This is a genomic window from Maribacter spongiae, from assembly GCF_047345125.1.
In the GTDB taxonomy this organism is placed as follows: domain Bacteria; phylum Bacteroidota; class Bacteroidia; order Flavobacteriales; family Flavobacteriaceae; genus Maribacter.
Map to the genome: position 1 here is coordinate 14,319 of NZ_JBLFEQ010000011.1, position 24,960 is coordinate 39,278.

Sequence of the window (24,960 nt, forward strand, 5' to 3'; positions counted from 1 at the left end):
TTTGTCCTTTCAATTGTCATAAACTTTTATGGTCAAATTTTTTATTAGTGTTTTTTAAAGGGAGTTGTCTATCCTTCTTCGGTCTTAATTTTCAGCCCATTTTCGTCCAATTTCATTTTAAAGGATTCCCCGTTGTCCTTAACATCAATGTCGATACCGTTTTCGTTTATCTTTATTTTGCCTTTTTCCCCATTGTCATTAATGTTGATATCAATACCATTTTCATTGATCCGGATTCTATTGTTATCATCTTCGTCCATCATATTTTCAGGGCAGTCCAGGCATTCCAATTCTGAACTTGCGGACATTTTCCAGATATGATTTTCCAAATCAGCGATATCCGTATTCGTATCCGCACGCATTACCCAACTTCTAACTTCACCGGGCTCATAGTTTAAAATCGTTCCAACAGGTACATATAGATTTACTTTGACCTCTTGGTCTTTAAATTTGTTGTTTGAATCGGTGGTGAGGAAACTATTTAAAATCAGGGTGTTTTCGGTCATTTGATAGTCATAGTCGATTTGTCCTGCCGTTTCTTTTGCTTTTGAAAAAGAAGGTCCATCGGCTTCTTTTCTTATTTCTAGACGAAAGATGGAATCTTTGGATTTTTCAATACGAAAACGGACATCGTGGGATGCCAATATTTTACGGCCGTCATCATCATAGGTCACGATGAAATCATTCATTTGCATATTTACCTGCCCGGTATGATAATCAGATGTTGCCAAACTTATGTTCAACGTATCGCTCGGGTTGGCCATAACAAGTTCCTGTTCTATGGTAGTACTCCCGGAATAGGCGTGTGCTGCCGCTTCCCTTATACCAAATACGATCAACAAGATGATGGAAATCAACCAAAGCCCCAATAATGAAAATTTTGCAACGTTCCCTATGGACTTTAAGTTGGTGACTAAAATTTTCAATCCTAAATACAGCAGAAAAAAGAACGGGATCCCTATGGCGAAAAAAGCCAATATAGAAACTAACCAAACCGGTATGTTGCTGGAATTGACGATATTGTAAAAATCCACCCCGGGAAGATGTATCATATCCAGCACACCAACGGAAACCAGCCCGATGAAAAGCCCTATTAAGGTAGAAGCTCCTATAATGATCAATAAAATACCAATGAATTTTGCAAAGACCTTAAAAAAGAACATGATGATATCACCTAAGGTGTCAAAAAAGGTTTTACCGCCATTTTTCACCTTATTTCCCATTTCTTCATAATCAACGCTCTTTACTTTATCGGTAACCTCTTCAAACCCTTCCTTTACTTTGCGTTCTATATTGCTAATATTGATGGCTTCGCCCCGCATATCCAATTTTTGCGAGGTGGTTTTGGCTTCGGGAATTAAAATCCATAGGAGTCCGTAGAGTAGGATAAAACCCCCGCCAGAACCCAGGGTAAGGATAATCCACAGGATACGTATCCATATAGGGTTGATACCCAAATAATGGGCCAGACCCGAGGAAACCCCTGCCACGTATTTTAGTTCCGTATCCCGGTACAGTTTTTTGGTCTTTGTGGCCGTTGTTTGGCTTTTTGCCCTTGGTTCGTCATCGAAGATGTCCTCATCTACCATATAATCTTCGGGCTGCCCCATGATGGCGATGACTTCATCTACTTGTTTTTGTGTAATGACCTGTCTTTCGTTTTCCAATTTTTCGTAGAAAAGCTCCGCAATCCTGGCTTCTATATCCATAAGGATTTCGTCGCTCCCCGGTGTATTCGCAAAAGATCGTTTTACGGATTCCAAATATTTTCGCATTTTATGATATGCATCTTCGTCTATATGGAAGAGCATATTCGCTAGATTTATATTAACTGTCTTGTTCATTTTAGCTGTTTTTTGTGTTGGTTACCAGGTTCGTGGCCTTTCTTAATTCGTCCCAAGTGGTATCCAGCTCTTTTAAGAACAGTTTACCGGTTTCCGTTAGCGTGTAGTACTTTCTTGGTGGCCCCGATGTGGACTCTTCCCAACGGTAGTTTAAAAGCCCTGCATTTTTCAATCGGGTAAGGAGTGGATAAATAGTGCCCTCCACGACCAGCATTTTAGCATCTTTTAACGTATTTAGGATTTCGGAAGCATACTTGTCATCTCCATTAAGGATGGACAGTATACAATACTCCAGAACCCCCTTCCGCATTTGCGCTTTTGTATTTTCTACGTTCATAATTTCTTTTTACTTTTTATGCAGTCCCGATCGCCCGGGAAACCGCCGCCCATGTTTTGGCAGGCTCTTTTTGTCTTATGGTAATCTGCATAGGTTAACTGTTCGTTTTTTGTCCCGATAACTATCGGGGAGATGAATAAACACCGTTTTTGTGATTACTGGGTTCCTGAAACAAGTTCAGGATACATTGATTGATGATTAAACTCCTGGGGGTGTGATGAATACCCCGATTGTATTCATATAGAGACCATACCGACAACAAAGGCAACAAGGATCGCTACTATGATTTTTATTAATATCATTATTTGATGAATTTAATGGTTATAGGGTATTGAAATGTTTGTCCTTCATTGGTTCGGATCGTAGCCAATATGGTGTAGGCAATATTAACAATGAACAATGCTCCATGTGCTAATCCTGCGAAACCTACGGGCCAAATCCAGGAACCAAAATTGAGATTATTGAAATTAAAATGAAAATCCAGGGTGTTGTATCGATTTAAATTGAAAAATTTAAAATGCTCAAAATCAAAAAGGTCGGGTAAAAAACCAATAAAGAACGGAATTGAGATAATGCCCAGGATAAAAGAATAGAGCAATAGGCTTATTTGAAAGTTCAGGGCCTGTTTCCCGTTATGATCCACAAACTTATATTCTTTTTTGTTTGCTGTCCATAAAACAAGCGGTAGAATAAAGTTCCCAAAAGGAATAAAGAATTTAGAAAATGTACTTGCATGTATGAGTGCGGATAAATTTCTTTGGTGTTTATCTATGGTTTCTGTCATGGCTCAATTGTTATATGACTTGGTTTTTATTACTTTGTTTGGATCAAATACATTCATAACCTAATAACTTACTATGCAAATATATGTTTAAAATAAGGTACTTTGCAAAACATAGTACTAAAATTTAACAAAAAATTAACTATGTTGTTCTTGATTTTAATTGATATATTTAAAGGAAATTAGGATGTAAAATGGTTGTAAACACGCGTAAATTCAATACGTTCACCTTTTTTAAACTTCCTTCTGCCTGGTGGTGTGGTGTGCGTTTGCGATATATAGATGAAAATAAGGCTGTTGTGACCGTAAAGCATGGATGGTTCAATCAGAATCCGTTTAAGTCCATGTTTTGGGCCGTACAGGGCATGGCGGCAGAACTTAGTACAGGTGCAATGGTGATGGCCCAGATCCGCTCCAGTGGTCAAAGAATATCCATGTTGGTGCAGAACAACAATGCCAATTTTTCCAAAAAAGCGACCGGGAAAATAACCTTTACTTGCCAGGATGGACATTTAATAAAAGAAGCTTTGGATAAAACTATTGCCAACGGGGAAGGGCAGACCATTTGGATGAAATCCGTTGGTGTAAATGAAGACGGGACAATAGTAAGCACATTTAATTTTGAATGGACACTGAAGTTAAAAGAGTAATACACTTATTTTTTTAACGATTTAAACGAAAATTTAACGGGAGGGAATCAATTCCGTTCGGCTTTTTTCTCGATAAAAAGTAAATCCCCTTTACGACAAAAAGACGTAAAGAGGATTTAAATTGGGACAAAAAAGTGATACTTAAACCTTATTGTACAGTTACATTAAAAGTGGCGGTAACATCTGTTTCTCCACCAGCATCGCTAAGACCAGAATTAGGTTTTGTTGGTTCGTGGCGCAATATAAACGTTAAAGCTCCGGCACTTGCTGTACCTGCAATAAGGGTAAACTCTGTTCCTAATGGATTTCCGTTTCTATCAAAATTGGCGTAAGCGGTCGTAACGTCAAGTCCATTACCAATAGTATAGAAAAATTGGTGTTCGTCATCTTCCTCTTCCACTTCCTCGGTAATATTTTCAGCCGGGTTTTCAGTTTCGTTCAGTAAAACGATATTACCATTATAGGTAGTACCATTTGCTAAATCTCCCGAAACCGTAATCACGGGTACATTGGGCCCATCACCATCCAGATCACGGGTCTGTAAGGTAATGGACGTTCCACCACCGTCAGGTGTAAGCGTTATGGTCATCGTAGTAATCACCTCTTCTTCATTTACCGGATCTGGCGTTTCATCATCATTTGAGCAGGATGCAAATAATAGTGTTGCAAAAAGTGCAGTAGATAAAAATTTCAATTTGTTCATTTGTTTAAGATTTAAAGATCAATAATTCATTTTGAGATGTAATAAAAAGTTCCTTCCCAAATCGTCTGCATAAAAGCGAAGGCGATTTAGGTAATCGCGATAAGAAGTGTTCAATATATTGGTAACACCAAGACCCACTGTGATTGTTGATTTTTGATTGACTTTAAAATCGATACTTGAATTAAAGTTGAGTAAATGGTATGCATCCGGTGGTGTGCTTACATCCACGATTTCGGTAGCTTCAGTTTCCGGAATAAAAACTTCAAAATTGTTATTGGGATATTCGTTCTGGCGAAATACGTATTGGCTCTGCAATGCCAACCGTAGATTATTGAATTCTGGATTTTGATAGACAATTTCGTTCTTTGTATTTACGGGAGGCATACTAATCAAGGGTTCATCCCTTGTGCGGTCATAGCCTTTAACCAGTGAAAATTGATGGTCCAAACGGAAATTTTTGATAAAGGCATAAGAAGCATCAATATCCACGCCCAATAGTTGTGCATTGGTCTGTCTGTATTCCCAAACTTGAAAATTGCCCCGAACCGTCTGCCGGATTTCTGTAGGTTCAATAACGATAAAATCATTAATGGTGTTTATAAACGGATTCACTGAAAAACTGAAATTTTTATTTTTGCGCTGAAGGGCCAAGGAAACTTTATGTCCCACTTCTGAATTGAAACGTAAATCTCCCAGCTCGATACGCGAAGCCGAATGGTGCAAGCCTTCACTGAATAACTCCGAAGCGTTTGGTGCTCGTGATGCCAATGAATAATTGAAAAACAGTTTATATTCTTCTTCAAAAGAATAAGTAGCACCTAAGGTTGCCGAAGCGTTATAAAAATTCAATTGCGGATTAGTTAAAACCTGATTGCTTACTTCCTCTTGTTCTATCACGATTTCAGGAAAGAGTGCATCATAATTTCGGGATTCCCAAAAAGAGGTGCGATAGAATTTAAAAACATCCATATAGGTGTAATCAAAACGCCATCCAGCCTCAAAAAGCCAGTTGTCCTTAAAGTGATAATCCGTTATGCCATAAATTCCCAAATCGTATTTGTCATAATCGGGGATCAATCTGCGTATTCCGGTATTAGCTGCAAAGTTATTTTGATACCTTGCCATTATGCCGGTCTTAAGGTATAGTGCATCAGTCAATTGGGAATCCAAATCGAGCATCAATGTATGTGTGTCCAATTCTAAATCAAGGGAGGCCTTGTCGGCATCGTCACCACGGCGTATATCGAATTCCAATCGGTTGTTCCGTTGAAAATCATATTGCAGGCTCATTTTCCCGAGACCATCAAATCTTTTGAAGCCTTTTATACGCGCCAAATGGTGCGTAACATCTTGTTTGGGCGCATCGATGTTGTACGTAAAATCCCTGACGATTAATGGCCTGTCGCTGTTTATGGCCCGAAATTGATCCTGTGCACCGCCCAGATGGGAGGTCCTTAAAATTCCTATGTCATTTCTAAAGAGTGAATAATACACTTCTATACCATAATTGAAACGATTGAGACCTACTAGAAAAGAGGCATTACGTTCAAAAATTCCGGTGTTGCTCAATACATAGTCCGGTGCTTCAAAATCGCCAAAACGTTTTAAAGTTCCCTGTACTGTTGCATACCAACCGTTTTGATAACTTTTGGTCAATTGGGAGGTCGTTGAAAAACCACGTCCATTTGATGCTGCCGTAAACAAGGTCTTTCCGTATAGGCTATCTTTTACCGGAACTTTTGAAGCTTCGGCTATAATAACGCCCCCTACGGCATCGCCACTGTACTGCAATGCGCCTGCACCTTTTATTAGGGTAAGATTGCCGGCGGAATTAATATCAACGTTCGGGGCGTGTTCCGCTCCCCATTCCTGATCTTCCATTCTAACGCCATTGTTTATGATCACGACACGACTGCTGTGCAGGCCATTGATCAGCGGTTTTACAACGGTATTCCCGGTATTGAGGGAAGAAACACCGCTCAAACTGTTTAGGGCATCACCGAGCGAACCACTGCTAAACCGTTCCAGGTCTTTTTTTGAGAGGGTGTTTTCGAGAATTGTTTTGGACTTATCGCTGTAGGTTTTCCCCTCGATAGTAACTTGGTTCAATTCTTCCAAATGGTGTTCCAGTTTAAAGGTCTTGGTCGTGTTGCCAGATACTTTGACTTTATAACCTTTTGTCAGGCAATAAGGATGCGAAACCTGTATGGAATAGGTGTTTTCACATAAGTTTGAAATAATGAATCTCCCGTCGATATCGGTCTGTACCGCTTGCTCGGTACCGGCAACAATAAGTGTTGCACCTGCAAGTAAAGTCCCATCGTGAAGGTCTGTTACCGTACCCGAAAGTGTGTTGTCACAATTTTGCGAAAATGCTGTTACACTGTATAATAACAGCATTAATAGTGTATATGTGCGCATATAAATTCTTAATTAACAAAATAATAAATGTGTTTGTTGATCAAGAAAAAATAGGAGGTGCGCGTAGCTGGGTATTGGTTATTTTAAATGAGTGGAACAGTAAAGATGAGAAGTCTTCGTTAATCTTTACCGGTATTGTTGGTTGTAATAAATTGGGGTATTCAATTATGTGGTAATTAAAAGATGCCATATGGTAATCACAGATATGGCAATCGGGTACATCTTGATGGATGTGCGTACTTACTTCTTTACAAGAGACATGTTCGTGACCTTCAAAAATATGAAAAAACCGAATGGCGGTAGGCATCATTATGGCTACAAAGAGCAATAATGCGGCTATATTCTTGCCAATCCGTTTTTTACGACCCATTATTTTCTTTTATAAAAGAGGAAAATGCAAAAATAAAGAAATATTGTGTAATTAGAATTATTTGGGAATATATATGAGATAGACTTAACTAGTACATTGAATTTTTTGTTGCGTGAGCTGGGTTATGATGATTTTCTTCTTTAACAATTTCAATGAAAGGGCTTTCGATCCATAGAAAGAAAAAACAGAACTGGTGCAACGTAATTATTTGCATACCGTTTTAATTGCAGCCTAACGTTAGTCTATCTAGATTGGATTAGGGATTTTCATAGGAACACCTTATTTATTCCCTTTTCAGGGGTATTGTAATTCCGAGTGCAAATGCTCCCGTATATTGTTCAACAGTTGGTTGGAAGTAATAGGCAAATCCCAGATCAATGTTATTATTTCGTCCTAATTCCACCCCTAAAGAGAAGGGTATATGATAAATTATCCCGTTTTTATCGATATTGTCAAAAGCGGTAAATGTCTCAAATTTTCCAATAGAAGTTCCTATTCCAAATTCTACATACGGTGCTACCCAAGGTATTGGTGCTCTAACCCTTGCTTTCCCACCCATTAAAAAAGCTTTGGATTCGGCTTTTTCATCAGTTGGATTATCTCTGAGGTCTTTTCCATTTGAATTTGTCAAAATTAAACCGGCGTACGGTCTAAGTTCAACCCAAGAAGCAACTTTTAAGACCAGTTCTCCTTGAGCAAAAAAGCCACTATCGGCAATTTCATCAACGCTGGTGTATGGTACGCTAATTCCGTATCCAATTTGAGCATTTATTGATTTTTCTTTTATAAACTGTGCTTCAATTAAATTGGAAGACAAAATTAGTAGTAGTGCTATTAGGATATTTTTCATAATGTGTTACGTAAGCCACTGCCTTTTGTATTAAACTTTTATTGGTTCTGTTTTAGAACACTGTTGTGTGCTGGTTTTTCTGCTGATTATGTCTAGAGTTTCGTTTATAAAATCGGTTTTTCCAAGTACATATGAACCTCTGTCATTTTTGAATTTGGAAGCTAATTCGAGTTTTAAATCCTCATATTCCTTTGCTCGTTTGTCATTCGCATTTAGATAATCCCGAAAGTCAATTTGTTTCCACATCACATTATCTTTTGGACACATATGGATATGAAAAACCTGTTCTTTTGTTCCATCAACATTGTATCCTTTTCCGAATGTTGAATATTCCGCTATATTTTCTCTCGCAGGTACTTTAAAATGAGAATATCCTAATTCCGTGAATTCGCCGATTAATTTTTCGTCAAACAATAAATCTTTGGGAATTTCAATCATTAAATCGATATAAGGTTTAGATTTGATCGTGGTGATTGATGAGCTACCAAAATGCTCAATCCGCAATATTTTTTCTTTCCCGACTTTATCCAGTATTCGATTTTTTTCATTTTCATAAATATTCCTCCATTCAGGATTATGGTCAACCAATTCAATTGGGAAAAGTGTATTCCAATCTTCTTTTGTTAAATCATTCAATGCCTTTTTCATTGTATCTCGGATTTTTTCAACTTTCGTACAACAATAAGTGTGTACATAGTGTCTATGGTGTGGCACCGACATTTAACTGCCATTGTGTATAACATCCATTAAAAAGCAGTAAATCGAAAAGATTCATAAAAAATGAAAGATATGAACACCTGATTTACCGCCTTGCCGAAGTTATACATTGGCATTGACATTCACAAATGGGGCTGGAAGGTCTATTGCTATATTGATTTGTTCTATGGCAAGTCCTTCAGTACATCCTCCGGCCCCGAACTGTTGTTAGTATACGTTTCCAACATTTTCTAGGGCGTGAGGTCAGCAGGGCCTGCGAGGCCGATTGTTGCCGGTTTTGACAGCCTTTATGGTTTCATAATATTTTGGCAAAAAACATGCTTATTTGTCAATTTCGTTTTGAAAACGGGATATTATGAAATGATTAAATACAGCATACGAACGTATAGAATTATGCAATTATATGTTAAGGATTTCATAAAAGTTAGGATATTTCCTATGTCTCAAGAAACAAATTTTATTTTCGTTCCGAAACAATTTATACTACATCAATGATCAAAAAACAGCAACCATGGATTTTACCCTTATTACTTATTATATCTCATTTCATAGTCAATTCCCAGTCCTCACCTCTGGAAAAGGAATCCAAAGACGCATCTGTTCCCACCATTGAAAAAGTATACCTCCATACCGATCGCACCCATTATACCTTGGGTGAAGATTTATGGTATAAAGCATATCTGGTCTATGGTTATGTACATGTTCCCTTTGATCATAGTAATATTCTCTATGTAGAACTTATCTCCCAGGAATCGAAAGTTGTGGCACGCAATATTACCCAGTTGGATCATGGTTTGGGACATGGTGATTTTTCACTTTCGGATTCAGCAGGCTTTAAACCGGGCAGATACCAGCTCAGGGCCTATACTAATTGGATGCGGAATTTTGGGGATGATTTTATCTTTAAAAAAGAAATTGAAATCGTAGATCTAAAGGACCGTGTTGTCCAAAACCTTCAAGAAGAGCCGACCGATCTTTCATTGGATACTACCAGTCCCAAAACCAATAAGACCATAGATTTTCAATTTTTTCCGGAAGGAGGTTCTTTAATTGAAGGGATTTCTACCAGAGTAGCCTTTAAAGCCGTTGATGTTCATGGGAATCCCATTGAAGTTTCCGGAAAAATTTTCGATCAGGAGGGAACGCTCATAACATCCTTTAAAAGCCAACATCATGGCATAGGTACATTCTCCCTGAATAATATCAAAGAGCAAATTTATACTGCGGAAATTCTAGCAACAGATTCCAAAACGTTTAAAATACCCCTTCCCAAAGTATTAAAACATGGATATGTGCTCAATGCACATCAAAGAAAAGGACAACATTTCATTACCATCAAAACCAATCAGGCCACATTGGACAAAGAGTCGGGAGCACCCTTAACATTAATGGCCACAACAAGGGGCATTACCTATTTTGAAGGCTCTCAAACCCTTGAAAAGAACACTTTAACTTTTGTGCTCCCTACCCAGGATTTTCCAGAAGGTATAGCCCAAATTACTTTATACGATAAAAATCAACGGCCACATAGCGAAAGGCTGATCTATATTGCCAAAGATCACGATGTTTCCGTCACCTTGTCGACCGATAAGGAAACATATTTGCCCAAGGAAAAGGTCAATATTAAAGTTTCTTCCAAAACTGCCCATGGCGATGCCCTTGCGGGTAGTTTTTCACTGGCATCTATAGAAAACCCAAAAAACAATGTGATGGGGAGCAATATATGCTCTTATTTCTTAATGGAATCGGACATTAGGGGAAAAGTACACGCCCCGTGGGAATATTTTGATATTGCCAACCCAAAGCGTATGCAGCAATTGGATCTATTATTGCTCACTCAGGGATGGCGTGATTTTTTATGGAAACAATTCCCCAGTTCCGAAACCGGAACAGATTATAGCGCGGAAAAAAGAATCAAAGTCTCTGGTCGGGTAAACGGAAAAAGAAAAAATGACAAGAACAAATACACCGTTACAATGACCTTGACGAAAGAGGGGAAAGTTGCTATTAGTGAAACTGTTGCCGATGCGGCCGGAAATTTTGAATTCAACGATATCATGTTCACCGGATACGCTTCTCTTCTTTTGAACAGTCAAAACGAAGAAGGGAAAAACAAAGGTAAGCTAGAATTAAATCCGATTTATCGAGAAGCTCCCGTTGCCGATTTTAAACAGCACTTTCTTCCTCGAAATGTTAAAAACAATGTTTCGTCCTTTGCCGAAAATATCTTAAAAAAGAACCTGATTTTTGGTGTCTCCAATGAAAATCGCTTGGATGAGGTTGTGGTCACGGGGAAAAAAGAACCGGAAAAAAAATCGACCTCCATTGGCAAAGCCGATTTTGTAAAGATTCTTGATGATAAGACCCCTTCGTTCTCCACTATGGCACAACTTATTCAGTTTTCGATTCCCGGCGTCATTGCTTCCAGGGGCTCGATCCGCTTTAGTAGGTATAATGGCCAAGCCTTGATACTTATGGACGGACTTGAAATAAGCCTGGATATTTTAAGTGGTATCACTCCGGACGATGTAGATCGGCTAGAAGCGATTACTTCTGCGGCTGCGGCCGTTTATGGGCAAAGAGGAGGCAATGGGGTAATCATGATATATACAAAAGAGGGAGCCGTAAATAAGGCCATTAGAACGGCCCCCTATACGGTTAGTAAAAGAGTCCAAGGGTTTTACGATGCCAGGGTTTTTTATGCCCCCGATCACAATGCGTTTGAAACATTGGATCCGACCGAACCCGATTTACGTAATACCTTACATTGGGAGCCTTATCTGCACCCGGATGAAAATGGCACCGTAGAACTATTTTATTACAATAGTGAAGCCAGTTATCCCGTGCAGATTACCTTGGAGGGCATAACCCATACCGGTATTCCTATAGTAATCCGTAAAAGTTATGATGTAAGTAAGTAACCTATTCCCTTTTTGTAGCCTTCCCTAAAAACAGGGAACTGCATTTCTCGGTGGTAGCTTACAACCTGAAAAATTATCTGAAAATCGTTCGAAAATGTGCAAAAAGTAGCGTGGGGGCACTTGCTTTGTACAAGTTCGTTAAAAATAGGTTCGTAATTGATCTCAAGCCCTTTTATGTCTTGTGGACGGACCTTCGGATACCGATGCAAAAAGGAAAAGGCCTCCTCGCAAAGGGGTTTATACCAAGTTGTCTTATAAAAATCATGGGCTTGTGTAACGGTTATCGTTGTTGGGTGTAGTTCTTATTCAATTATTTTCTTTATTCAAGTCATTTGTTCATGTAAAATTCTAATAACTTCAATTTTATTTTTAGAAGTCAATTTGTAGAATTATGATGTGCTTCCCAGACTTGAGTCCAAGCAAGTTCTTACTTATCCCGTCATATTCTTTTCCAATATCTGGATGCGTACCAATTCCGTTACACGCCATTTTAATTAACCTTGGAAATCCACCTGCAAAGCAGGTGGTGATGTTCCGATTGGCTATGCCTATATTTGGGATATGGGTAAATATAGGAAATTGAGCTATGTTGTTTACAAGTGCGACTACCATATAGTATGGGTTCCCAAGTATCGATTGCGCATACTCAAGGGCGATGTCAAGGGACTTTTGGAAAATGATATTCGAATGTTGTGCGAATGGAAAGGTTGTTTTGTCGAGGAACTGAACGTACAAGAAGACCACGTTCATCTTTTGGTCTCCCCGTTCCCCCGAAAGTTTCTGTTTCCAGACTGATGGGCACCTTGAAAGGGAAATTGGCATAAAGCTTTTCAAGGGTTACCCTGGATTGAAGAAGAGCCCCTATTGGGGAAACCGTTTCTGGGCACGGGGCTATTTTGTGGGCACCGTTGGTCTGGGCGAAGAAATGATAAGAAAATATGTGAAGCACCAAGAAAAGGAGGAACGTAGGTTGGAAGACCAACAACAACGGTTTGACCTCTAACCTTTCCTCCCTCTATGGGGGTAGCTTAAAAGCCACCTTCTTAGAAGGTGTGATTTTTACTTTGAATTCGTAATTTTTTTGTATTAATGCCAACAATTATAATAGTTACCGGCACCTATATTTCTATTTTGTCAAGACCGTTAATCTAATGGATTTTTAATGTTTTAAAAACTCGATCAAGGTTTTTATGTTGTTGATGCCCCATTACATATGAATGGAAAACATATTGAAATTGGCTTAAAAACAATGAACAAAAGTTACCTGTAGGAGAATGCCAGATCCAGGAAGGTTGCTTCCACATTCTCCCATAGTAATGCAGTACATGCTTATTTGGTCGATAAGCATACCAAAATTTTGAAATACCATAAATTACCACGAGGTTTTCAATCGGGTACGGCAAACAGCTTTGTCATCAAAGATATATCGTTCCTGATGACGTTTTATGACAAACGAACTATCCCTCCAATCGATTCTTAAAATTACAGGTTTCCCTACAGGGCGTTGTCCATAATTTCCTGAACCACCTCAGGGTTGAGCAATGTACTCGTATCGCCTAGATTCCCCGTGTCCTTACCGGCTATTTTCCTTAAGATCCTACGCATGATCTTTCCACTTCTGGTTTTAGGAAGCCCGGGTACGAACTGAATTTTATCCAATTTGGCAATAGGCCCGATCTGCTCCGTAATCTGCTGGTTGATCTCCTTTCTTAAATTGTCCCTGTCCCTGCTTTCACCAGTTTCCTTTAATATGACATAACCGTATAGGGCATTCCCTTTAACGTCATGGGGGAAACCGACAATGGCAGATTCGGCCACGGCAGGGTGCTCATTTATGGAATCTTCAATAGGGGCCGTACCCAGATTATGACCGGACACGATAATCACATCATCTACACGGCCCGTAATCCTGTAATAACCAACTGCGTCCCGTAGTGCACCGTCCCCGGTAAAATACATCTTGTCATAGGCCGAAAAATAAGTGTCCCTATAGCGTTTGTGATCGCCCCAAATGGTACGGGCCATGGATGGCCACGGGAATTTAATGCATAGCCTGCCACTTACCTGATTTCCTTCTATTTCATTGGCGTTCTCATCCATCAAGGCAGGTTGTATACCAATAAAAGGTAAGGTGGCATAGGTAGGTGTCGTGGGCGTTACATAAGGAATGGGAGTGATCATAATACCGCCCGTTTCCGTTTGCCACCAGGTATCCACAATGGGGCTGTTCTTTTTCCCTACATTATTGTTGTACCAGTGCCATGCCTCTTCATTTATAGGTTCCCCTACGGAACCCAGGACTTTTAAGCTGGAGAGATCATATTTTTCGACAAAATCCAGATTTTCCTTGGCCAGGGCACGAATGGCGGTGGGTGCCGTGTAAAACTGAGTTACCTTGTGTTTTTGTACCACTTCCCAAAACCGCCCAAAGTCCGGATAGGAGGGAACCCCTTCGAACATTACCGTTGTGGCTCCGTTCGCCAAAGGACCATAAACAATATAGGAATGGCCGGTTATCCATCCAATGTCCGCCGTACACCAATAAATATCGTCTTCCTTATATTGGAATACATTTTTAAACGTATAGGCGGTATAGACCATGTATCCACCCGTGGTGTGTACCATGCCTTTTGGTTTTCCGGTAGAACCGGAAGTGTACAGGATGAACAAGGGGTCTTCCGCATCCATTATTTCCGCTACATGGTCCGCATAGGCATCGTCCAGCAAAGGCTGTAGCCAATAATCGCGACCTACAACCATTTCGATATCACTTTTTATTCTCTGGGCCACCAATACGGAATTTACTCCCGGACATTCTTCCAAGGCTTTATCCACGATACTTTTTAAATCGATGGTCTTGCCCCCGCGGTAAGAACCGTCCGAAGTAATGACCATTTTACAATCGGAATCATTGATCCGGGTAGCCAGGGCATTTGCCGAAAACCCCGCAAAGACGACCGAATGGATTGCCCCGATCCTGGCACAGGCCAAAACAGAAATGGCCAGTTCTGGAATCATAGGAAGATAGATACATACACGATCTCCTTTTTTAACTCCCTGTTCCAACAGCACATTGGCCATTTTACACACCCGTTCGTACAATTGCCGATAGGTGATATGTTCTGCCTCTTCCTTGGGGTCATTGGGTTCAAAAAGAATGGCCGTCTTGTTTCCACGTGTGGGCAGATGCCTATCCAGGCAATTTTCCGTAATGTTGAGTTTAGCCCCTTCAAACCATTTTATTTCGGGTTTGGAAAAATCCCAGCTTAGAACATTGTCCCATCGCTTTCTCCAAACAAAGTGCTCCTCCGCCATTTCTTCCCAAAAAGCTGCCGGGTTTCTAACGGATTTGCGATAAACTTGATAGTATTCCTCCAAATGTTTGATGTGGTAATTGCTCATATCGTGTTAACAGTCTCTTTTAAGGGTTTTTATGTGTATTCTTTGATAAAATTAGTTTCTAAAAATAAGAAAAATTAATGGTCCAACGCTTCTCCCGCACCACTGGGGATCCGAATATCCTCTACAATTTCCTGAACGTCTTTTGGTGGATCCGGGGTGAATCGCATGATGGAAAGGGATACTATAAAATTCACCAACATAGCAATACTGCCAAAACCTTCCGGGGAGATGCCAAACCACCAATCTGCCCGGGTACCTCCTCCAAACCAGCCGAACTTGAACTTGGTCATGTAAAATAGCATTAACAGAATACCTATTACCATTCCCGCAATAGCCCCTTCTTTGTTCATTTTTTTGTAAAAAATACCGAGAACTATGGCCGGAAAGAAAGATGCCGCGGCCAGTCCGAAGGCCAGGGCGACCACGGCCGCTACAAATCCGGGCGGGTTTATACCAAAATACCCCGCTACGATAACGGCCAGGGTAGCGGAGATCCTTGCGGCCCATAGCTCACCTTTTTCCGAAATCCCCGGTTTAAAGACTTTTTTGATCAGGTCATGTGAAACCGATGCGGATATGACCAATAATAACCCTGCTGCCGTAGACAGTGCCGCTGCCAGGCCTCCTGCTGCGACCAATGCAATGACCCATGCCGGTAAATCCGCAATCTCGGGATTGGCCAAAACCATGATATCATTGTCTATCTTAAGTTCGTTTATTTCATTGTCCGCCACATATTGGATCTTACCGTCCTTATTTTTATCGTTAAAGGTCAAAAGCCCCGTTTTTTCCCAATTTTTGAACCAAACAGGCATCCCATCGTATTCTTGATCGCTGACCGTATGTAGTAAATTGGTCTTTGCAAAAACCGAGACCGCCGGAGCCGTTGTGTATAATATAGCGATAAGAAGTAATGCCAAACCGGCTGATTTACGGGCATCCCTGACCTTTTTAACCGTAAAAAAACGGACAATAACGTGGGGGAGGCCCGCAGTACCTACCATCAATGCCAAGGTAATGGCAAAAATATCGATCATAGATTTAGAACCGTTCGTGTATTCGGTAAACCCCAATTCTGTGGAAAGACCGTCTAATTTGTCCAAAAGATAAGTTCCGGAACCATCTGCCATTGTTGACCCCATCCCCAATTGCGGTATGGGGTTTCCGGTCATTTGAATAGAAATAAAGATAGCGGGAACCATAAAAGCGAAGATCAATACGCAATATTGGGCCACCTGGGTATAGGTAATCCCCTTCATACCGCCCAGCACGGCATAAAAAAGTACAATGACCATCCCTATGACCACCCCGGTATTGATATCCACTTCCAAAAACCGGGAAAAGACCACGCCTACACCACGCATTTGCCCGGCCACATAGGTAAAGGAAACGATCAGGGCACAAAGTACCGCTACAATACGGGCCACCTTGGAGTAATAACGATCTCCGATAAAATCCGGTACGGTAAACTTTCCAAATTTCCGGAGGTAAGGCGCAAGTAATAATGCGAGCAGTACATAACCACCAGTCCATCCCATTAAATAGACAGAACCGTCATAACCCGCAAAGGCAATGATACCGGCCATGGAAATGAAGGAGGCGGCGGACATCCAATCCGCTGCCGTGGCCATACCATTGGCCAAGGGGGAAACACTACCCCCTGCAACATAAAATTCTTTGGTAGATTCTGCTTTGGACCAAATAGCGATTCCGATATACAGGGCGAACGTAAGCCCCACTAAAATATAGGTCCATGTCTGAACTGTCATAATTGGTTGGTTTTTAGTATCATTTTTGTGAGAATGAGAAATCTGGTCCAAATTGCGATCGGGTGATTCTATGACACCTGAAAGCATCCCTGATTTTAATGTCGATGCAATATTCGGGGGATAATGATCTGCTTGGCATCATTCGTCGTATCCGTATTTTTTATCCAACTTGTTCATCAATCTGACATAAATAAAAATAAGGAGGACAAATACATAAATAGACCCTTGCTGTGCAAACCAAAACCCCAGTTTAAAGCCCCCGACCTTAATAGTGTTCAAAGCATCCTTAAAAAGGATTCCCGCTCCGTAGGAGATCATAAACCATATAGTTAAGAGGATGAAAAGGTATTTTACATTTTCTTTCCAGTAGGCCGTGGCCTTTTTTTGTTTTTCGGACATTTTCTCGATTTTGGTTTCGTTTAGAAATTTAAGTAAAATACTTTAATTGGGCAGAAATAATATCCCGCTGGAAGAATTTCTTTTAGCCCCTGTAACAGAGCTCAGTACATTGGTTCGTTTTTCCATCCTAAGCACTCCCATTAAGGCGAATATAAGCGCTTCCTTATATGCTATGATGGTTTTATCGGGAACGATTACCTGAGTATGGGAACCTAATTTTTGCCCTAAGGTCTCGATCAGGAATCCATTGAACGCTCCTCCACCGGTAACTAACATACGTTGTTTTTCTTTTATAGGGTTTAGGGCGATTTGTTGTGCAATTTTTTCGCAAATATGATGTATCGATGTATGTAATAAATTTTCAATAGTATCATTGGTGCGCTCCACAATAGGGATCACTTTTTCCCTAAACCACTCATACCCTGTGGATTTTGGATGGGGAAGGAGGTAATACTCCAGATCGTTCAGTTGTTGTAACATTTTTGGGTTTAATTTTCCCGAACTGGCTTTTTTACCGTTTTCGTCATAATCCAGCCCAATTTTACGGGTGATGTAATTTAATAGCATATTGGCCATTCCAATATCGTATGCAATGCGTTTGCCCTTTATCTCAAAAGAAATATTGCTTATACCCCCCAGGTTGAGGCAAAAATCATAAGTATTAAAAAACAAGCTGTCGCCAATGGGAACAAGAGGGGCGCCCTGGCCACCAAGGGCAACATCATTGGTCCTGAAATCACAAATGACCTTGTGACCGGAAGCATTTGCCAAGTGTTGGCCCGAACCAATTTGAAATGTAAGGCCCAATTCCGGGCGATGGTGCGTAGTATGGCCATGACTGGCTATATAATCTACGTTTAACCGATTTTCCGAGATAAAGCTTTTGGCCTGTTCTCCTAACCATGTTCCATAGGTATTATGAAATTGCAATAGATTTTCCGCGGATAGGTGAATGGCCCCATTTAATCTGTTCTGCATTTCCGATGTATATGGAATGCTGGCCTTTTCTACAATTTCAAATGCCCAGTTCCCTTCGTTTTCCCAAATGTGGCAGCAGGCCAAATCCAGCCCGTCCAAAGCGGTGCCGGACATTAGCCCCAACATTTTATACTTCTCCATCGATCTTGTTGGTTAGTTGAAACATGATTTACTTTTTCTTTTGGTTAAATTAAAATGCTATCGTTCGTTTTGTTTTAAGCTTACGGGCAATTTGCCAATAGCTTGTACATGGCCCATAAAATGCTGTTCGGCAACTTCATGAAATTCTGGAAAACCTTGATAGGCTATTACCGTGGCCCATGTGTTTTCTATTTTGAAAAGTTGTAAGGCATAAGGATTGCCAAAATGATAGAGGACCACTTTTTTCTTTGAAATGATCTCATTTATAAAATCGATTTCCGCTTTTAAAAATCCAAAATTATTGGCGGGTTTTACCCGGGGCGGGGTCAATAATAAACGTATATTTTCTTGATCGATGACTTCTGATCTTATCCGCTTTAAAGTTTTTAAAATATGGGGGACGGGCTCATTTTTATCCTGTCTTTTGATGCTCAACGTATAATGATCGGTATTTCTGAACTTTGTTATTTTGGTTTCGGTTCCTTTGAACAAGGTCAGACTGTGTTCCGCCAGTTTTCTGTTGAGTCCGTTCACACTGCTTAAACCGGAGTTTGGGTTAAATTCCGGGACTTGGGCTTTCATCGCTTTTTCCTTCAATTGCCAGATACGCTCAAAGCTTTCTTCGACCTGGTGGGGAGTCGCCCTGGAAAGAATGGTCTTAACTCCTTCCGGAATATGTTCCGCAAAGCATAATATGTCATTGCCCGCATCAAAAGCCAACCATTCCAGTTCTCCGGGACCGGGGTAGTTTTTAGAAACGGCATGCATGTTCAGGGCATCCGAAATCACAACACCGGTAAATCCCATTTCTTGTCGTAATACCCCTTTTATAATATTTTTATTGATGCTTGATGGTCTGGTGGCATTGGAAGTGAGCGAAGGAACCGATAAATGTCCTATCATAACGGAATCGACCCCGGAATCGATTAATTTTTGAAAGGGATACAGTTCATTTTGAAACAATTCGTCCTTTGATTTATCAATTAACGGTAATCCCAAATGGGAATCCGTGGCCGTATCGCCATGACCCGGAAAATGTTTGATGCTGGACAGCACTCCTTCGCTTTCCATTCCCCTTATATAGGCATCGGCCTTTTCAAATACCTTTAATTTATCGTCCCCAAAGGAACGATACCCGATTACCGGATTGTTGGGATCGCTGTTTAGGTCCACGACCGGTGAAAGATTCCAGTGCAGCCCGGCCGCTTTACAATCTTGCGCAATGTGTTGCCCTACCTCAAAAATAAGTTCATCATTGCCCTGTATGGCTCCCAGGGTTATTGCATAAGGATATTGCGGTGTCCTTTCCACACGCATGGCCAGGCCCCATTCGGCATCTATGGCCATAAGTAACGGATGCTTGGCCGCTTTTTGATAGCGAATGATTAGATTTTGAAGGGTTCGGAAACTCTCTTCGTTTTTGATCACTTCCTTTTTACCTTCAAAATTGGTAGCGGCACTGGCTCGGCTATGAAAAAAGCAGAGTCCGCCTATGCCTTGTTCCCGAATTAATTGTTCCAGTTGTTGGATTTCTTCTTCGGAATCATTGATGAAAGCCGCAGGCATGAACAATTGTCCCACTTTTTCTTTGACGGTCAGTGATTTTTTAGCCTCTGCCAATGTTGTTGATCTATGCATCGGAACTGTTTGTTTTCTTGCCAAAATCGGGCGGATAGCTAATGAATCTCAATAATAAAAATGCAGGTAACGCGGCGATGACCACCCATATAAAGAAACCGCTATACCCCAACCATTCCTGTACATAGCCGCTTATCATCCCCGGTAACATCATTCCCAATGCCATAAAACCTGTAGCAATGGCATAGTGCGATGTTTTTGATTTTCCCTCGGCAATATAAATGAGGTACATTAGAAAAGCGGTAAATCCAAATCCATAACCAAATTTTTCAAAAATCACCGTTGCCGTTACGGCGATGATATTCGTGGTTTTGGTCAATGCCAATAGTGCATAGAGGATATTGGGAACGTTCAAGGAAAGGACCATGGGCAACATCCACTTTTTTAACCCATCCTTGGAAATGAGTATGCCCCCTAAAATACCCCCTATAGAAAGCATTATCACACCGACTGTACCGAAAATGGTTCCGATTTGTTCCGTGGAATAGCCCAGTCCTCCTTTATCCATAGTGTCCAGCATGAACGGTGCCGCCATTTTTACAAGTTGGGACTCGCCCAGCCGATAAGTAAGGATAAAGGCCAGTGCAATCCCGATTCCCGGTTTCTTAAAAAAAGATGTAAAAACTTCCCAAAATCCTTGAGGCTTTTCCTTGATCAGGGTTTCCGAACCTTCATATTTTGGAGTGGTGAAAAAATTGGATAGGGTAAGTATGAGCATGAGCACGGCCGCTGCGATCATGGTTATGCTCCAGGCCTTGGAGTTGTCTCCATATTTGGTTTCCAAAAATCCGGCCAATATAACGATCAGCCCCTCTCCCGTAACCATGGCCAGACGATAGAAAGTACTTCGCATCCCAACAAAAAATGATTGTTTTTTTTCGGTCAACCCGATCATATAATAACCATCCGAGGCTATATCATTGGTCGCGGAAGCAAAGGCCGCCATCCAAAAACAGGCCAAGGTGGTCAAAAAGAACATATTTGTAGGAATGGAGATCCCTACGCCCAACAGAGCCAGGGCAATCAGCAATTGCATGCCCAAAAACCAATTCCTTTTGGTACTCTTCAAATCAATGAAAGGACTCCATAACGGTTTTAATACCCATGGCAAATACAACCAACTGGTGTACAGTCCGATATCGGAATTGCTGATGCCCAATTTTTTGTACATGATAACGGAAACCGTTACCACCATAACATAGGGCAATCCTTGAGTAAAATACAATATAGGTACCCAAACCCAGGCTCCTTTATCTTTTTGAATCATTTATGGTATTTTGTTTAAATGTAAAACTATTGGTTGGGTTTCCCTTCCGTAGTTGTCCAAAAAGGTAATGGCAAAGCGTTTTCCCCGAATGATAGCCGTTGGAATCGTAATTATATCCGAAGACTTTTCAATAGCTATTTTTGCCAACATTTTTTTATTGGAATATTCCGCTTTTACTTTTTTGCCGGATTTATAGACAAGCATATTTTTTAGGTTTGTCAACCCTCTTGCTTTTAGTTGGATGCTGTCATTGTTTTTTGTGATTGGGACTACTTGGACCAAATTTGGGATTTCCTTTTCAATATGGGGAGATACGGGGGGCAAAGCGGGAAATTTATAATATTTCCTTTTTAGGTAGCTGGCCACATCCGGATTTTTATCCATCAAGGATTTTGCACTGAACAAAATATTTCCGGATACTTCTCGGGTCTGGCGAGCCAGTTTTATCTGATCGGGCAGTTCCTTTTTGCGCTCCCATGCAACATCGCTGTTGTTCCGTATTTTATATGCACCGTTTCCGATATAGAGATGGGTGTTTTTAGAGTTGTTGGACCACCAGTCCATAATTTTATGGTGAGAGGCAACGGGCAGGTCCATGCTCCAATACACTTGTGGCGCTATATAATCTACCCATCCTTTTTCCATCCATAAGAGCGGATCGGCATACAGATCCTCATAGGTGGTTTGGCCCGCTTTGGTGTCCGAACCCCTCGGATCCGTAGTCTTATTTTTCCAGACCCCGAAAGGACTTATGCCAAACCGGACCCAGGGCTTAATGGTCTTAATGGTTTTACTGACATTCTTTACCAAAGAATCTATATTGCTTCTTCTCCAATCTTCCAGGGATTGCCCTTCCAATCGATAATCGGAATAGGCAGGAGTATCTTTGAGCGTTTCGCCTTTTATTTTATAGGGATAAAAATAATCGTCAAAATGAACGGCGTCTATATCGTATCTGGAAACTACTTCCGCTATTATGATGGAAAATTTATCCCTGACCTCTGGTAGGCCAGGATTGTAATAATACTTCTTGCCGTATTTTAACATCCATTCCGGATGCGTAAAATAATCATGTGCAGGGCTTAGAATGTCCGTTCTTAAATCGAACGTAGCCCTGTACGGATTGAACCAGGCATGAAACTCCATGCCATTTTTATGGGCTTCCCGTATCATCCAGGTCAATGTATCCTCTTCCCAATCCGGTCTTTTGCCTTCGGTACCCGATAGAAATCTTGACCAAGGAACATATTCAGAGGGATAAAAGGCATCACCCGCGGCCCTGACCTGAACGATTACGGCATTGTAGTTAAGATCTTTGTAAAACTTTAAAATTTCTAAATAATCGGCTTTTTGTTTTTCACTGGAATCGTTTCCATTTTTAGGCCAATCGATATTTACTACCGTTGCGATCCAAACTCCCCTAAATTCTCTTTTGGGTTGTGGTGTTCCCGTACTTAGAATACGGCAAGAATTTAAGGAGATTAGTGTGAGAAAGAGAACAATGTATCTGATCATAGCATAAGAAAGGCCTATCTTATTACTAAAATAGGCCTTTTTGGATAAGAACTCATCATGACTTTTTTCATTCCCTGAAAAATGGCTCAAATTCCATCTTTTGATTTTGGATTATTTCAATACAACATTTCGTATTGTTATGAACGATTAAAATTTATAGCGTACAAAAGCCTCCATAGCCGAGTAAGAGGCCATTCCCAAGGCTTTATACCTATTGGCCGTGTCCTTATTGCGTTCTTCGGCACGCATCCAGAATTCGCGTGCGTCATCGCCCTGGAACATGACCCCGTCCTTTTGGGACTGGTGGCAAAAAATGGCATTTCTCTTTTTAAGTACTTGGCTGGGACTCATGGGTACCGCCATTTCAATCTCGTTGATATCCCACTCGTGCCAGGCTCCTCTATAAAGCCATAACCAACAGTCTTTCATAAATGCTTCCGATGATAGTCTTTTCATCGATTCAAAAACGGCATCCAGACAAACCTTATGCGTGCCATGTGGATCGGCCAAATCTCCGGCGGCATACACTTGATGCGGTTTGATTTGTTTGATGATATCCATCATGATATTGATATCGGCATCGGAGAGGTTATTCTTTTTGATCGTTCCAGTCTCGTAAAAAGGAAGGTCCAAAAAGTGGACGTTGGTATCTTCCAACCCCATGTATCGGGTAGCTGCATAAGATTCACTTCGTCTTATATCACCCTTTAACTTTCTTACTTCGGGAGAGTCTATGCGATTTTCGGTCTTTTGTGCAATGGTATCGATTAAATTTTGCGTTTCCGTAGATGGGTGGATCTGCATGGCGATTTCCGCATATTTACGGGCATCGGTATCGGATACCGCAATATTGCCCGAGGTTTGGTAGGCAATATGTACCTCATGCCCCTGTTCTACGAGACGGTCAAAAGTACCCCCCATGGAGATGACATCGTCATCTGGGTGGGGACTGAAAATAATGACCCGTTTTTTTTCCGGTGCGGCCCTTTCGGGCCTGTTGGAGTCGTCCGCATTGGGTTTCCCTCCCGGCCAGCCTGTAATGGTATGTTGCAGGCGGTTGAACATTTTTATATTAAGATCGTAAGAATCCTCTAGGGTCAGTAAATCGGCCATACCATTATCATTATAATCTTTATCGGTAAGATTAAGAATGGTCTTGTTGGTTACACAGCATAACCAAACAATGGCCTTGGCCGTAAGTTCCTCGGTCCACTCACAGGTATCTACCAGCCACGGGGTCTTATTTCTGGTCAGCTCGCTCCCCGCACCGTTATCCAGGACAAATGTGCAGTTAAGGTGTTCCTGCAAATAAGTTGCCGGTACCTGGGACGAAATTTCCCCTTCTATAGTTTTCTTTATGATATCCGCTTTGTTTTGGCCCCACCCGAGTAATACGATTCTCTTTGCTTTTCTAACCGTGGAAATTCCCATAGTAATGGCCTTTCTTGGAACGTTGTCAATTCCCAAAAAAGCGGGAGCGGCATCTACCCTTGTAATATGATCCAAAGTAATGACCCGTGTTCCTGAATTGAAATGGGAACCCGGTTCATTAAATCCTATATGCCCCGTTCGTCCAATTCCAAGCAGTTGAAAGTCCAACCCACCATGTTCTTTGATCTTTTTTTCATAGGACAGGCAATACTCGACCGTTTGATCACTTGGTACGGTGCCATCCGGTATGTGGATATTTTCTGAAGGGATATCCACATGGCTGAACAAATGTTCGTGCATGAAGTAAAAGTAACTCTGAATATTGCTCCGTTCCATGGGGAGGTATTCATCCAGGTTAAAAGTGACCACATTGGAAAAGCTGAGACCTTCTTCCTTGTGCATACGTACCAATTCTTCATAGACCCTAATGGGAGAAGAACCGGTAGCCAGGCCCAGCACGCATTTTTCATTTTGAGCCTGCTTCTTTCTGATGAGTTCCGCAATCTCCTCGGCTACACGAATAGAGGCTTCATTGGAATCGGAGAAAATGACATTGTGGATTTTTTCAAAACGTGTTTCCTCAAATTGACCTACAGGTTTGTAACCGATGTTGATTTTCTTTTTTGACATTACTGTTTTCATACTGGATCGAACTGCGATTTTGTAAAAGGTTATTACTGGACTTTCAAAATTAAATCAGGCAAATATAGACAATAAAATGATTATATGCCGTTTTATGCAATATTATATGCCGTTTTATGCAATTAACAACAATTAAATAATATTCAAATCTTGTTAAACAGTATAAAATGGCAAGTGATTTATT

General features: G+C 40.9%; 18 protein-coding genes and 1 pseudogene. 3 read left to right on the forward strand and 16 right to left on the reverse strand.

What is annotated here, in order from left to right; genetic code table 11:
* Positions 1–68 precede the first annotated feature (68 nt).
* The 3 genes from ACKWB9_RS13620 to ACKWB9_RS13630 form a co-directional block, all read right to left on the reverse strand.
* Positions 69–1,844, reverse strand: coding sequence for a PspC domain-containing protein (locus ACKWB9_RS13620; protein ID WP_414003574.1), 1,776 nt, complete (start codon positions 1,842–1,844; stop codon positions 69–71).
* A gap of 1 nt (position 1,845) precedes the next feature.
* Complete coding sequence (locus ACKWB9_RS13625; RefSeq protein WP_414003575.1) at positions 1,846–2,181, reverse strand: PadR family transcriptional regulator; 336 nt, start codon at positions 2,179–2,181, stop codon at positions 1,846–1,848.
* Positions 2,182–2,482: 301 nt separating this feature from the next.
* Positions 2,483–2,965: a DUF4870 domain-containing protein gene (locus tag ACKWB9_RS13630; RefSeq protein ID WP_414003576.1), complete on the reverse strand. Its 483-nt coding sequence runs from the start codon at positions 2,963–2,965 to the stop codon at positions 2,483–2,485.
* Positions 2,966–3,156: 191 nt separating this feature from the next.
* Between ACKWB9_RS13630 and ACKWB9_RS13635 the strand changes: the two genes are divergently transcribed.
* Complete coding sequence (locus ACKWB9_RS13635; protein ID WP_414003577.1) at positions 3,157–3,612, forward strand: DUF4442 domain-containing protein; 456 nt, start codon at positions 3,157–3,159, stop codon at positions 3,610–3,612.
* A gap of 148 nt (positions 3,613–3,760) precedes the next feature.
* Here ACKWB9_RS13635 and ACKWB9_RS13640 read toward each other — a convergent pair whose 3' ends face one another.
* From ACKWB9_RS13640 to ACKWB9_RS13660, 5 genes are all read right to left on the reverse strand, one after another.
* Complete coding sequence (locus ACKWB9_RS13640) at positions 3,761–4,315, reverse strand: type 1 periplasmic binding fold superfamily protein (protein ID WP_414003578.1); 555 nt, start codon at positions 4,313–4,315, stop codon at positions 3,761–3,763.
* A gap of 18 nt (positions 4,316–4,333) precedes the next feature.
* Positions 4,334–6,736, reverse strand: coding sequence for a TonB-dependent receptor (locus ACKWB9_RS13645; RefSeq protein WP_414003579.1), 2,403 nt, complete (start codon positions 6,734–6,736; stop codon positions 4,334–4,336).
* A gap of 40 nt (positions 6,737–6,776) precedes the next feature.
* Positions 6,777–7,106, reverse strand: coding sequence for a hypothetical protein (locus tag ACKWB9_RS13650; protein ID WP_414003580.1), 330 nt, complete (start codon positions 7,104–7,106; stop codon positions 6,777–6,779).
* A 283-nt stretch (positions 7,107–7,389) separates the two neighbouring features.
* Complete coding sequence (locus ACKWB9_RS13655) at positions 7,390–7,956, reverse strand: hypothetical protein (RefSeq protein WP_414003581.1); 567 nt, start codon at positions 7,954–7,956, stop codon at positions 7,390–7,392.
* A gap of 30 nt (positions 7,957–7,986) precedes the next feature.
* Positions 7,987–8,604, reverse strand: coding sequence for a GrpB family protein (locus ACKWB9_RS13660; RefSeq protein ID WP_414003582.1), 618 nt, complete (start codon positions 8,602–8,604; stop codon positions 7,987–7,989).
* A gap of 560 nt (positions 8,605–9,164) precedes the next feature.
* Between ACKWB9_RS13660 and ACKWB9_RS13665 the strand changes: the two genes are divergently transcribed.
* Positions 9,165–11,594 carry a TonB-dependent receptor plug domain-containing protein gene (locus tag ACKWB9_RS13665; RefSeq protein ID WP_414003583.1) on the forward strand — a complete coding sequence of 810 codons (2,430 nt, stop codon included), beginning with the start codon at positions 9,165–9,167 and terminating at the stop codon, positions 11,592–11,594.
* A 561-nt stretch (positions 11,595–12,155) separates the two neighbouring features.
* A pseudogene (tnpA, locus tag ACKWB9_RS13670) lies at positions 12,156–12,597 on the forward strand (IS200/IS605 family transposase).
* 491 nt (positions 12,598–13,088) lie between these two features.
* On the opposite strand, the gene acs reads toward tnpA, so the two are convergent.
* The 8 genes from acs to nagB form a co-directional block, all read right to left on the reverse strand.
* Positions 13,089–14,996, reverse strand: a complete 1,908-nt coding sequence (acs, locus tag ACKWB9_RS13675; protein WP_414003584.1) for an acetate--CoA ligase — start codon at positions 14,994–14,996, stop codon at positions 13,089–13,091.
* A gap of 74 nt (positions 14,997–15,070) precedes the next feature.
* Positions 15,071–16,765: a sodium:solute symporter family protein gene (locus tag ACKWB9_RS13680; protein WP_414003585.1), complete on the reverse strand. Its 1,695-nt coding sequence runs from the start codon at positions 16,763–16,765 to the stop codon at positions 15,071–15,073.
* A 138-nt stretch (positions 16,766–16,903) separates the two neighbouring features.
* Complete coding sequence (locus tag ACKWB9_RS13685; RefSeq protein WP_414003586.1) at positions 16,904–17,164, reverse strand: DUF4212 domain-containing protein; 261 nt, start codon at positions 17,162–17,164, stop codon at positions 16,904–16,906.
* Positions 17,165–17,206: 42 nt separating this feature from the next.
* Positions 17,207–18,283: an anhydro-N-acetylmuramic acid kinase gene (locus tag ACKWB9_RS13690; RefSeq protein WP_414003587.1), complete on the reverse strand. Its 1,077-nt coding sequence runs from the start codon at positions 18,281–18,283 to the stop codon at positions 17,207–17,209.
* A gap of 57 nt (positions 18,284–18,340) precedes the next feature.
* Positions 18,341–19,921 carry a glycoside hydrolase family 3 protein gene (locus tag ACKWB9_RS13695; RefSeq protein ID WP_414003588.1) on the reverse strand — a complete coding sequence of 527 codons (1,581 nt, stop codon included), beginning with the start codon at positions 19,919–19,921 and terminating at the stop codon, positions 18,341–18,343.
* On the reverse strand, positions 19,914–21,188 hold the full coding sequence (locus ACKWB9_RS13700; protein ID WP_414003589.1) for an MFS transporter: 1,275 nt from the start codon (positions 21,186–21,188) through the stop codon (positions 19,914–19,916). Before ACKWB9_RS13700 ends, ACKWB9_RS13695 begins: the two co-directional genes overlap by 8 nt.
* A complete protein-coding gene (locus ACKWB9_RS13705) occupies positions 21,189–22,793 on the reverse strand; it encodes a glycoside hydrolase family 10 protein (RefSeq protein ID WP_414003590.1) in 1,605 nt (534 codons plus the stop codon). It abuts the gene before it with no gap.
* Between the two features lie 57 nt (positions 22,794–22,850).
* Positions 22,851–24,764, reverse strand: a complete 1,914-nt coding sequence (gene nagB, locus ACKWB9_RS13710; protein WP_414003591.1) for a glucosamine-6-phosphate deaminase — start codon at positions 24,762–24,764, stop codon at positions 22,851–22,853.
* Positions 24,765–24,960 lie beyond the last annotated feature (196 nt).